This is a genomic window from Hyunsoonleella ulvae, from assembly GCF_016827605.1.
GTDB lineage: Bacteria > Bacteroidota > Bacteroidia > Flavobacteriales > Flavobacteriaceae > Jejuia > Jejuia ulvae.
The window spans coordinates 151,861-164,197 of record NZ_JAEPJQ010000002.1; the positions used below are offsets into that span (position 1 = coordinate 151,861).

Annotated in this window: 7 protein-coding genes; 1 reads left to right on the plus strand and 6 read right to left on the minus strand. The window is 34.7% G+C overall.

Going from position 1 to position 12,337, the window contains the following annotated elements; translation table 11 throughout:
• Nucleotides 1-71 precede the first annotated feature (71 nt).
• The 5 genes from JS605_RS06500 to JS605_RS06520 all read right to left on the minus strand — a co-directional run bounded on the left by JS605_RS06500 (nucleotide 72) and on the right by JS605_RS06520 (nucleotide 8,848).
• Nucleotides 72-1,568, minus strand: a complete 1,497-nt coding sequence (locus JS605_RS06500) for an outer membrane protein assembly factor BamB family protein (protein WP_203256890.1) — start codon at nucleotides 1,566-1,568, stop codon at nucleotides 72-74.
• 12 nt (nucleotides 1,569-1,580) lie between these two features.
• Nucleotides 1,581-2,690, minus strand: a complete 1,110-nt coding sequence (locus JS605_RS06505) for a glycerophosphodiester phosphodiesterase family protein (protein WP_203256891.1) — start codon at nucleotides 2,688-2,690, stop codon at nucleotides 1,581-1,583.
• A 19-nt stretch (nucleotides 2,691-2,709) separates the two neighbouring features.
• Nucleotides 2,710-4,128 (minus strand): RagB/SusD family nutrient uptake outer membrane protein, encoded by a 1,419-nt coding sequence (locus tag JS605_RS06510; protein ID WP_203256892.1) that lies wholly within the window; start codon nucleotides 4,126-4,128, stop codon nucleotides 2,710-2,712.
• Between the two features lie 11 nt (nucleotides 4,129-4,139).
• A complete protein-coding gene (locus JS605_RS06515) occupies nucleotides 4,140-7,526 on the minus strand; it encodes a SusC/RagA family TonB-linked outer membrane protein (protein WP_203256893.1) in 3,387 nt (1,128 codons plus the stop codon).
• Nucleotides 7,527-7,681: 155 nt separating this feature from the next.
• Nucleotides 7,682-8,848 (minus strand): FecR family protein, encoded by a 1,167-nt coding sequence (locus JS605_RS06520; protein ID WP_203256894.1) that lies wholly within the window; start codon nucleotides 8,846-8,848, stop codon nucleotides 7,682-7,684.
• Between the two features lie 125 nt (nucleotides 8,849-8,973).
• On the opposite strand from JS605_RS06520, the gene JS605_RS06525 reads away from it, so the two are divergent.
• Nucleotides 8,974-9,558 (plus strand): RNA polymerase sigma factor, encoded by a 585-nt coding sequence (locus tag JS605_RS06525; RefSeq protein WP_203256895.1) that lies wholly within the window; start codon nucleotides 8,974-8,976, stop codon nucleotides 9,556-9,558.
• 313 nt (nucleotides 9,559-9,871) lie between these two features.
• Here JS605_RS06525 and JS605_RS06530 read toward each other — a convergent pair whose 3' ends face one another.
• Nucleotides 9,872-12,172, minus strand: coding sequence for a GH92 family glycosyl hydrolase (locus JS605_RS06530; protein ID WP_203256896.1), 2,301 nt, complete (start codon nucleotides 12,170-12,172; stop codon nucleotides 9,872-9,874).
• Nucleotides 12,173-12,337 lie beyond the last annotated feature (165 nt).

Below are 12,337 nucleotides of genomic sequence, written 5' to 3' on the forward strand. Positions count from 1 at the left end.
AATGTTAGTTATCTGGACGGCTCTTAAAAAGAACCGTCCGATATTTATTTAATAAATTGGTTTTGAATACTTTACCTGCCCGTATGCTTAGCATCCTTGGCATACATAGGCCAACCTCCATTTGCTAATCCTGTAGCTTCTGTTTGGAACGCATAAACTTTTCCAAAATCGCCATCGTTGGCAGCTACGTATATGGTGCCATCTGACCCTATTACGGCCGATGAATGAATTTCATCACCAAGCTTCACAACTTTATATAATTTCTCACCATCAGAATTTATGACATGAAAGAATCCAGCAAGGTCTCCAAAATATAGGTTACCTTCATTATCAATGGCTGGCACAGTCTCTATTGCTCCATTTGCTGTATAAGACCATTTTTCAGTACCATCTGGGTTGTAAGCAATCATTTTTTCCTCATAGCCACCAAGATAAATAGTTCCATCTGGAGCTATCGCTGGTCCTCCTTGGTTAGCTTTAGCTGGTAAAGTCTTACGCCATTTCTCTGTACCATCTGCTGGGTTATAAGCAATTAGCACGCCTTCAGAACCATTTTCCCCTGCGAAATAAACAGTTCCGTCTTCTCCTATGGCTATTGCAGTTGCTGCCCAAGTTCCGTAAACCGCGCGCCATTTTTCTGTTCCATCAGGATTGATGGCATAAACATTATCATTGGTTGAGCTTACATAAATAGTTCCGTCAGATGCTATCGCCGGAGTTGAGTTAAAGTCTTCTCCTGCTTCAAACACCCAGTTCATAGTATTTAAAGATGCATCTAAGGAGTAAAAACCTTTTCCTGCTTTGTTGTAACCACCAACATAAACTGTACCATCAGCTCCAAAAACAGGACAAGAGTAACGTATTCTAGCGTCTGTATTGTATTCTCCTTCTATTGTTCCTGTTGATGCGTTAACGCGCCATATTTTTCTACTGTAAAAACTGGCTGTATATACAGATCCATCAGCAGCAATTGAAGGGGAGGACCTTATTTGGTCTGACTTATTTGCCGAACCTTCAAAAAACACTTGATCCCAAACTTTTGCACCGTTTTTAATTGCAATAAAATCAGGGCCTTGGTTTTCTCTTACAGCTTGATTAAACCCAATAAACAATGTTCCATCATCTGATAAGGCAGGTGATGAATGGTTTAATTTACCTTCCAAGGTATAGTTCCAAAGTTCAGTTGGAGGTGTACTTGAAAGTGATTGTTCTAAAGTAATGGTTTTAGAGGCTATAACACTTGAACTCCCAGTATTGTCTAACACCGTTAATGTAATGGTGTATTCACCTCCTTCTGCATAAAAATGTTCTGGAGACTGTTTTTGTGAGTTTTCGCCGTCACCAAATTCCCAATTCCAAGATGTAATAAATCCATCTATATCTGAAGACTTGTCTGTAAAAACTATTTTTTCTTCCGCTCTAAATTTTCCTGCCGTAACTAAAAAATCTGCTACCGGCTTAACAGTTTCTGCTTTTCCTACAGCAGCTACATCATCACTCTCGCAAGATGTGAATGTATATATCACTATTGCACCAAAAATAAGCGCTAATCTTATTATTTTTTTCATGATTAATTTTATTTAATTAATATATTGTTTTACCAAAACTGGATAATCGGTTTGTATAATATTTCCTTTTAAATTGACAACTTTATTAATTTGATTATAGTTGTCGTCTTCTGGAGCAGTACTGGTATTTACGTAAGCATTTTTTAGAATATACCAGCCCTCTCCCTTAGCTTTATCAACCAGATTTTGATTAAAAGAAGCATCAGTATAATGCACTACTTTAACGCCCTTATCTGTATAGGTATTAAAATCTGACGCACTACTAATATTGGGCATCGCAAGCGCATTGGCATCCTTACTTATTATGCTGTTGATAACCGCAACATCTTTAGAATAAAACAACACTTGTTTTACCATGCCATATTGTTTTATATCAGCATAAACTTTTTCAAAAGGTGCTTTGTTATGGATATCTAAATCTATATAAAGCTGTCCTCTGGATATTGCCAAAACTTCTTTTAAAGTTGGAATTCTTTCGGTTGTTAAAACACCATTACCATCGTAAAGTTTGAAATCTTTTAATTCCTGAAGTGTGAAATCTGAAACATTACCAGAACCATTAGTTGTTCTATCTATGGTTTTATCATGCATTAATACTAGCTCACCATCCTTTGATGTTCTTACATCAATTTCAATCATACCAATAGAATTGGTAATGGCTGCATTGACTGACGCTATGGAATTTTCAGGATGTACATTATGGTTTCCTCTATGCGCACAAATGAGTATTTCATCATCACTCAATTTATCTATTAGGGCTTTTCTTCCACTAATATCGTAACTATAATAGACCTTAACATCTTGTGAAACTGCCGAAGTATTATTGCCGTTCTGTAACGTTAATGTTACCTCATAGGTCCCCCCCCCAATTTCAGTGTATACATGGGAAGGGGTTTTGGAGCTAGAAGTTTTTCCATCCCCAAAATCCCATTCATATACTGTATTTTCATCAATCCCAGTAGAGTTACTTGTAAAATTAACGGGGGTACCAATCTGCACTTCGGCTGGCTGAAACGAAAATGATGCCGTTAATTTTTGAGTATTTGGTTCATCAGTGCTACACGATGGTAATACCGTAAACAACATGAAATACCATACAAATATGCATACAAACTTTTTCATTTATACCATTCTAGTTTTGTTAGTATCCCGGATTTTGCGACATACTATCTGGATCCGAATCAATTTGTGCCTGGGGAATTGGAAGTAAAAGGTCTTCTTGATTTATAGTGATATTGGCTGTAGATGGCATACCATCAAAATGAGTATTCATGATGCTAATAGGATCTCCTAGCCTTTTAATATCTAACCAACGATGCGGTTCATGAAATAGCTCATGCCTTCTCTCTTCCAACAACGCTGTAATAAATTCTGTTTGATTTGTAACAGTAGTTGATGTTAAACTTGCCAAACCTGCTCTTGTTCTTATTTGGTTTAACAAGTTAAATGCTTCACCATCGGCTACATACCCTTGGGCATTCAAAGCCTCTGCCAACATCAACAATACATCGGCATACCTTAGTACTATAACATTGTTATCTCCATCATCCACTACGGGCTGATCATCATCAACATATTTAGTTGAAATAAAAACTGTTGGGGTACTGGCATCGGGAACTATTTCATCTCTTCTTAAGTCACCCGCTTCAAAAGAACTTGCTAAGTCCTCAGTAATAATATTGTTGCCACGAGAGCCTGGATTAGCTTGAGAAGAAAATCTTGTGGCGAATTTGCTACCTTCAGAGTTTCCGTTTACGTCAGACTTGAATTGAATCTCAAAAATAGATTCAGATCCATTTTCATTATTCACTCCAAAATTATCTGCGTAATTATTTAAAAGCGTATAACCGGTCACTGCTCTTAATGCTGTTTCTGCTGCTTGCGGATTACCATTGGTTAAATACACTTTACCCAGCAAAGCATTAGCAGCTCCTTTTGTTGCCCTACCAGTATCATTCAACTCGGGCAATTCATTTTGTGCTTCAGATAAATCTGTTATTATTTGAGTAAATACTTCGGCTTTAGATGTTCTTCCTTGTCCAAAAAAGTCAGTAGGATTTGTTGTTTCTTGGGTTACCAAAGGTACATCTCCATATAGATTTACAAGGTTATAATAAATCAGCGCACGTATAAACCTAGCTTCGCCTTTTCTTGTTGCTTTTGTTGCTTTGTCCATATCGGTTATATCGTCAATTCTATTTAGTACGATATTAGCTGTTTGAATGGCAATATAAGAATCACTCCATGTTGAAGTAATAACTGGATTTGTTGTAACCCTGTTAAACAAATCCATATCACCATAACCACCTGAATTTGAAGGCTCTTCCTCAAACGTATTGTCAGAACGTGTTTCTAATAAAATGTGATAATTATAACCATAAAGGCCATCCCGTTGTAACGCACCGTACATGGCGTTAACAGCGGCTTCTAAATCTGCTGCATTTCTATAAAACCCAGCTGAAGTGTTTTGATCCTCAGGTGCTATATTAAGGTCGTCTTCGCATGATGCATTCATGAGCATCATTGTAACACTAAAGAATATATATTTAAGTATTTTCATTGTCTTTTTTTTTAAAATGAAACATTTAATCCTAAAACAAACGATTTATTTTGTGGATAACTACCTTCTGTATCACTAGGGTCTAAGGGATTGGATCTAGATTGTTCTGGATTAAATCCTTTAAAATCTGTGAACATAAATGGATTCTTTGCTGTAGCATATAATCTCATTCTTTGCAATCCTATTTTTGAAGTAACAGACTCTGGTAAATTATATCCTAATGTTATGTTCCTTATTCTTAAAAAAGAGCCATCTTGCAAGAATGCCGATGAGACATTAGCTCTTCCACGTTCACTTGACTGCGTGTAATCAGGTCTTGCTAATGTTCCATTGGGATTATTTTGAGGGTGCCATCTATTTTCAAAATACCATTCTAATTGGTTTGAGAACCCTTGGCCATTGGTAGCATTTCGAACGGTACGCGATAACACCTTATTACCCTCTACACCATCAATAAATATATTTAGATCGAAGTTTTTGTAAGCAAAACGATTATTGAATCCATATGTAAAATCAGGTAAAGCAGACCCTATTACAGTTCTATCATTGTCATCTATAAAACCATTATTGTCGACATCTACAATTCGCCAATCTCCCACTTTTACTGTGGTACCACTTTGCGGAGAACCATCTATTTCTGATTGCGATTTATAAATACCATCAACCACAAAACCATAAAAATCACCTATAGGATGACCAACTCTTGTTATATTAGTTCCTCCTGCTATAATCTGATCTTGACCAGAAGCCAACGAAGTAACTTTATTTTCTACTTTAGAAAAGTTAAAACTTGAGTTCCATTTTACCTTTCCTAAATTGATATTTGATGTAGATAGTATCAATTCAAAACCTTTGTTTTCCATACTACCAATATTTTGTAATGAAGTACTAAAACCAGACTGCAGAGGTACTGGTACATTCAATAGCATGTCTTCGGTTTTTGCAATAAAATAATCTGCACTTAAATTAAGCTTATTGTCAAATAACCCAATATCTGCCCCAAAATTATTTGTTATTGACGTTTCCCAAGAAAGGTCTTCATTAGGTGCTGTACTAGGTCTTTGCCCACTTACAAAGCTATCATCTAAAATTCCGTTTAATTGTCTTAAAACAGCAATAGAACCGTAATTTCCTATTTGGTTATTTCCTGTTTTACCCCAACTGTATCTGAACTTTAAATTAGTTAGAAAGCTATCTTCAGGAAAAAAATCTTCTTTACTTACTACCCATCCACCTGAAAGTGAAGGAAAGACTCCAAATTTGGTATTAGCACCAAATCTAGAAGACCCATCTCTTCTAATAGATGCACTAAAAAGATATTTAGAATCATAATCATATTGTAATCGACCAAAGTAAGATATAAGAATCCATTCCGAGATATTTTTATCAGTCGTAGTTGTTGCCGTTCCAGCAATATTGGTAATTTCATTACTATCTAAAACAGGAGCATCTACCTCAGTCTCTTCAAATAACTCTTTTTGGTATGAATAACCTCCTAGTAAATTGAAATTATGATTGTCAAATACTTTAGTGTATGTTAATGTGTTTTCTGTAATCCAATTTTTTCTAACTCTTGTTCTCTCACCTGCAGATGGAACAGAAGCTACTACATCTCTTCTATATCTACCAATAGTCGAAGGTCTAAACTCTTCTCTAAATGAATAATCAAAATCTCCTCCTAATAGGGTTTTAAAAGTTAATCCTTCGATTATATCAACTTCTAAAAATGTGCTTCCAAAAAGTCTAAATTTATTTTTTTCATCTTTTCTTTGTAAAGCAATAGCAACTGGATTCTCTACAAGTGCTCCATCAGTACCACCATTATTATGCCATCTGATTTGCTGACTAATATTTAAGTTCCCTTCATCATTATAAGGCGTAAAGAACGGTTCCATTAATATAGCCTGTTGCATTGGGCTATCCGTCCAACCTTCTACTACCGAATTCTGATTTGAAACACTTGGAGTAAGGTTTATTCCAAATCTTACTTTATCACTAAACTCTGTTTCTAAATTAATTTTGGCGGTAAAACGCTCAAAGTCTGAACCAATTATTAAACCTTCTTGACTAAAGTACCCACCAGAGGCGAACCATTTAGTTTTCCCACTCCTACCAGAAGCTGATAAATTATAACTCTGAATCTTTCCATCCTGAAAAACATCATCTAACCAATTGTTATCAGTCAAACCTGGCGTGCCAGATAAATATTTTTCTATATTGTTGGGAATTAAATTTCTTGGTCTAGCACCGTTTGCCAATCTTGTTGCTGTATCATCATTTTCACTCCTATTAACAGGATCATCAGATACATAGCCCCAGTCTCTTGCTTCTTTTACCATTTGTGCATACTGATAGGCATTTAAGAATTTCATAGGGTTTAGCACAGATTGAAACCCCGTATAAGTTTCAAAACTAAAAGAAGTTTTTTCTGTTTTGGCACTTTTGGTAGTTACAAAAATAACCCCATTAGCACCTCTAGAACCATAAATTGCTGTAGAGGCTGCATCTTTTAATACTTCAATTGATTCAATATCAAGTGGGTTTATTGCATTCAAATCACTACCTTCAGTTAGCGGGTAGCCATCTACAACAATAAGAGGTGATCTACCAGCCGTGATAGTACCAACACCTCTAATCTTTATTTGAGAACCTGTTCCAGGTGCTCCAGGTGTTACCACCTGCACCCCAGCTACTCTTCCTGCCAATGATTCATCTACGCCTCCAACAGGTAATTGGCTTATATCCTCTGATTTTACTGAAGCCACAGCTCCAAGTACTTTAGCCCTTGACAACGTACCGTAACCAACCACAACAACCTCATCCAAAGCAGCAGTATCTTCAACTAGCACAATTGATAAGTTGGTTTTATTATTAAGAAGTACTTCTTGGGATTTGAAACCTAAATACGATACTACTAAAATAGTATTCGTGTTTGCCACTTCTAAAGTAAATTTACCATCAAAATCCGTTTGTGTTCCATTGGTAGTAGCTTTTTCAATAATATTAGCTCCTGGAAGGGGTTGACCATTTTGGTCTACAACTGTTCCCGATACTTTTGTTTGTTGCGGCTTAGTACTATTTTGCACTTCATCTTTACTTTCCTCAATTACAATAGTATTGTTTTTAGAAAGTTTAAAATTGACATTACTACTTGAAAGTGTATGATTAAGTAGTTTGGATAATTCTATAGTCCCTTTTTTTAATTGCACTTTTGGTGCATCATCAAACAAACTTTCCGGGTATAAAAACCTGTACTTTGTTTGTTTTTTAATAATTCTAAAGACTTGATGAACAGATACCTCCTTATCCTGATCAATAATTACTTTTTCTTGAGAAAATCCATCAATTGAATTGAACCCAAAAACAGCAGTGCATAGTAAAAAGATAAATGTTCTCATAATAAGCATTAGTAACCGTTTTCGAATGAGTGAACGGACATCAATAAATTTAATTTCCATAAATTTGCATAGTGTTAGTTAGTTATACATTAATTAATACATTATCAAAAGGTCGAAGTTTGTGACACCGCCAAATGTTCAACTTCGATCTCTTTTTATTTTAAGATTATAGTTTTTCCTTTTATTTCATAGGCTTCAATTATTTTAAAATTCTTAATAGTCTCCAATATTTCTTCTATTTTTTGGTCTTTCCCTAAAACGCCAAAAAACTTAACTTCCTCTAATGATTTGTTGTCAAAGATTATATCAACATCATACCATCTGGACAAAACCTTCATAATTTCCTTGAGTGGTTTTCTTTCAAAACTAAAAACCCCTTCTTTCCATGAAATTTCATTATATACATCTACTTCCCTTACTAAGAAATTTTTAGTATTAATATCAAGGCTTGACTGTTGATTAGGCATTAAATTTTGTTTTCTGTTTTCATAATTAACTGAAACTCTACCCTCAACTAATGTTGTATAGATACTAGTTTCATCTCTGTAAGCCTTAATATTAAACTCTGTACCTAAAACTTCGATTTCTTGAGATTGATTTAACACTTTAAACTTAGCGCCCTTGTGTTCTGTACTAGGTGATACCTCAAAATATGCCTCACCATATACTAGTTCAACTTGGCGAGCTTTACCATCAATAAAACTTACAGGGTATTTTAGTTGTGTTTCCGAATTAAGCCAAACCCTAGTACCATCTGACAGTACTATATAGAATTGCCCGCCTCTTGGAATAGTTAAATGATTATAAGCTAACTCCTTAGCATTACCTTGGTTAGCTTTATAAATAATCTCTTCACCATTACTGCTAGCGTTTTGAGTCTTAAGAGATTCTCCTTTTTCTAATGCAATTTGAGAACCATCGCCTAAAGTTAGTTTTGCTTTATCTGTTCCTGGTTCAATAACATTAGTGTCCACTATTATTGGAGTAGTTTCAACTGACTTGGTGAATATGTTATCTTTAAAAAAATATGTTGTAGCAATTATACCAACAAAGATTGCGGCATATTTCATTACCCTGATATACTTACGAAATCTATATTGCTTTTTCTCCTTATCAATTAATTCAAGCAATTCTTTTTTTGAGTCATCGGAATCAAACATTTCCATATTTAAATCAATTAGGTAGTTAATCTTAACGAATTCCTTAAACATCTTATAATTATCAAGGTCTTCCAGCCATAATTCTAGCTTATTCCGTTCTAAAAGAGTAGCTTGCCTAGTAAGATATTTTATTATTAGTCTATGTATATCTTGAGAAATCATTTTAACGCATATACTACTATAACACATCATTTTTACACAACCCTAACTTTTTAGCAACATTTTTTATTATTTTTGCATTAATCCACTCCTGTTTTTATCTAATTCTTAATTTATATTATTGCTAAATGAACTACATAAGTCTTATAAATGGTCTTAAAAAAGGAGATTCCAAAGCCTATTCATTGTTAGTTGATACTTATCATAATAAATTATGTGTTTATGCTTATCAGCTTACAAATGACCGTGATTATGCCAAAGATATTGTTCAAAACGTGTTTATTAATATTTGGAGAATACGCTTAAAACTTAAAGATGACTTCGCGGTTAAAAGTTATTTATATAGATCTGTGTATAATGAATTTCTAAACCAGGAAAGAAATAGGGTACATGCTATTCCTTTAGATAAAAAAAACATTGATGCATTAAGTTCTATTTTGGAAGAAGAAGATGAAAAATCGTTAGACAGACTAATGAATTTGGTGAAACGAGAAATTGAAAACCTACCCCCTAAATGCAAACAAACATTTTTATTAAGTAAGCAAGAAGGCCTCACTAATATTGAAATTTCTGAATATCTAAATGTTTCTATAAAATCTGTTGAAGCTCATATGACTAAAGCTTTTTCCATATTAAGAAAAACCGTAGGCGAAAAAATGCAAGGGATTCTATTTTTGTTGTTTGGATTTCCTAGAGAAACACAGTTTAATTAAACCTCTTGGAATTCAATTTTAAATTCTTTCTTAAACTCAAATACTACTAAATAGTATCAATTAATTCGGTTTCTTATTCGGTTACCTAATACTACAAAGGTTGTTTAATTACTTTAATATAAAGGGATAAAGAGGAACTGGATAGTTCCTCTTTATCCGCAAAAGAAACCCGAAACTTTCGTTTCGGGTTTTGTATTTTTTAAAAGTACTAAGAACTAGTTGATATATAGAGTGCAAATTCGTAAATCTGACAAACAACGTTTGTTTTAGATTAATTATTTGTTTGAGGTTCTTTTTGGGCTCTACTGTTAAGTTAAATACTTCCCATCTCAAAAACCAATTCCCCGCCTTTAAGAATTTCGTCATGGGTAATATACTTTCTATCTAATACGGTTCCATTTAAATTTACAGATTTAACAATGTAATTATCATCACTTAAGTTTTCTGCTTTTACTTTAAAGGCTTTTCCGTTAGGTAAGTTTATGGTTGCTTCTTCTACTTGTGGTGCTCCTAAAATATACTCGCCTCCTGTAGGGTTTACTGGGTAAAACCCGAGTACTCCAAACATATACCATGCAGACATTTGTCCGCAATCGTCATTTCCCATTAAACCATCTGGTTTGCTATAATAGTATTCATCAATTAATGTCTTTATTATTTTATCAGCTTTATGGGGTCTGTCACTATACTTGTAAAGATAGGGTACATGATGGCAAGGTTCGTTACCATGCCAATACTGCCCGTAAGTGCCACGAAGTTCCCAAACCAAAGTACGTACCTCTGGGATTTCTTTTGAATAGAACATGGCATCTAGCTTATTACCAAATTCGGTTTTACCTCCCATAATATCTACCAAACCAGGAACATCATGTAACACATGAAACTGATAATGATAAGCATTACCTTCAGTAAAATCTGAGCCTTTTAACCATTCGCCAACAACCTCAGTTGCATCTACATCTTTTTTAAATTCGCCTTTTGCATTTTTTCCTCGCATAAAACCACTTTCCGTATCATACACATTTTTGTAAAATGATGCTCTGTTTCTTAAAAATTTGGCTTCTTTGGTTTTGCCTAACCTTTCAGCTAGTAAAGCACCAGCATAATCATCATAGGTGTTTTCTAACAAACGGGATACGGTTTCCCTGCCATCGTCTATTTTTGATAATTTTACATCATAGGGAATATAACCAAAGGAATCTATGAGCTTTACATGGTTTCTATAGTGTTCTTTTGTTAAGGAATTCCATACGGCATCGAAAACTTTGTCATCCGAATATCCTTTTGGTTTTATGCCTTTTAAATAGGCGTCTACAATAACGGGTACGGCATGATTACCTATCATGGTATGGGTTTCTTGCCCCCATAATTGCCATCGTGGTAGGTATCTATTAGCTTCTTTTGGATTTAAAGTATCCACCTTCATATACGTATAACTATCCATCATGGAGGTATTGATATCACTTACCAATTCTGGACTTAAAATGGTATACATGGGTTTGGCCGCACGATAAGTATCCCACAAAGAGAGGGTTGAATAATATTTACCACTGGTAGCTTTTTGAACTCCAGAACCTGAACTTCTAAATTTTCCATCTACATCTGCAATATTATTGGGCTGAATGTATAAATGATACAAACTGGTATAAAATGCTATCTTTTTATCGGCCTCGCCTTCTAAAGTAATTTTACTAAAAATGTCGTTCCACTTTTTATTTGTGCTGGTTCTCACTGCATCAAAACTGTTCCACGAAGGAATTTGTGCTTCCAGATTCTTTTTAGCTTCTTCTACTCCAACGGTTGATACGCCAATTTTTACTTCAAGTACAGCGCTATCTCCCATATCAAAATCCAAAATATATCTTGGCGCCTTTTCTTGTTTATTATCGGGTGGTAACAGTTCGTTTTTATTGGTAATCTTGTTACTAAACTTTATAACATAATATAAATCCCGTTTCGCCCATTGACGTGCTTTTCTATAACCAATTAAGGTATAATCGTCTTCAAACTGCTGATGCGCGTCTAAAACATTACCTGGTATATCCTTTACATTCCAAGTTACACCATATTGTAAATCTATAAGTAGTTTAGCATCTTTAGCAGTGTTGTAGGTATATCTGTGGTATGCCACATGCTCGGAAGCTGTAAGTTCTACTTGTACCTTAAAATCGTCTAAATACACCTTGTAATACCCTGGTGTGGCTTCTTCACTTTCTTTTTTATATGTGGATTTATAATTGAATCGTGAATTACTGTTAATGGTATCTGTATTTAAGGGTTGTAACAAAATATCGGACAATGACGGACACCCTACTCCATTTAAATGTGTTTGCGTAAAACCAATAAGCCAAGGGTCGTTATACTGATATCCTGCTATATGGTCCGCTTCATAGCCTTTGTAGTAGGTATCATAAGACTCCGGACTTGGTTGTACCATTCCCAAAGGTGTTGTTGCTCCCGGAAATGTATGTCCATCATTTTGCGTACCTACAAATGGATTTACATACGCTGTATAATCTTCTACGGTCTCTTGGTTACCACATGAAAACATAAAGACAAAAAATAGTAGTACCATATTCTTTGTTACTGTGTTGAGCCATCCTTTTTTATTCATTTTTTTCTGATTTAGCTGAAGGAACTATCAATCTACCCTATCGCTGTTAGTATTACGAAGCATCTCATAATTTTTCAAGATACTTTAGTAGGTAAAACTATAGCATACATTTCTGCTTATAGTGGATAGATTCGTTTTAAACATGGACATATTATGCATAGTTGA

Bases quoted from the DNA above. Each gene is read 5' to 3' on its own strand.
- JS605_RS06510 (WP_203256892.1), bottom strand. From the start codon at position 4,128: ATGAAAATACTTAAATATATATTCTTTAGTGTTACAATGATGCTCATG.
- JS605_RS06520 (WP_203256894.1), bottom strand. From the start codon at position 8,848: ATGATTTCTCAAGATATACATAGACTAATAATAAAATATCTTACTAGG.
- JS605_RS06505 (WP_203256891.1), bottom strand. From the start codon at position 2,690: ATGAAAAAGTTTGTATGCATATTTGTATGGTATTTCATGTTGTTTACG.
- JS605_RS06500 (WP_203256890.1), bottom strand. From the start codon at position 1,568: ATGAAAAAAATAATAAGATTAGCGCTTATTTTTGGTGCAATAGTGATA.
- JS605_RS06525 (WP_203256895.1), top strand. From the start codon at position 8,974: ATGAACTACATAAGTCTTATAAATGGTCTTAAAAAAGGAGATTCCAAA.
- JS605_RS06530 (WP_203256896.1), bottom strand. From the start codon at position 12,172: ATGAATAAAAAAGGATGGCTCAACACAGTAACAAAGAATATGGTACTA.
- JS605_RS06515 (WP_203256893.1), bottom strand. From the start codon at position 7,526: ATGAGAACATTTATCTTTTTACTATGCACTGCTGTTTTTGGGTTCAAT.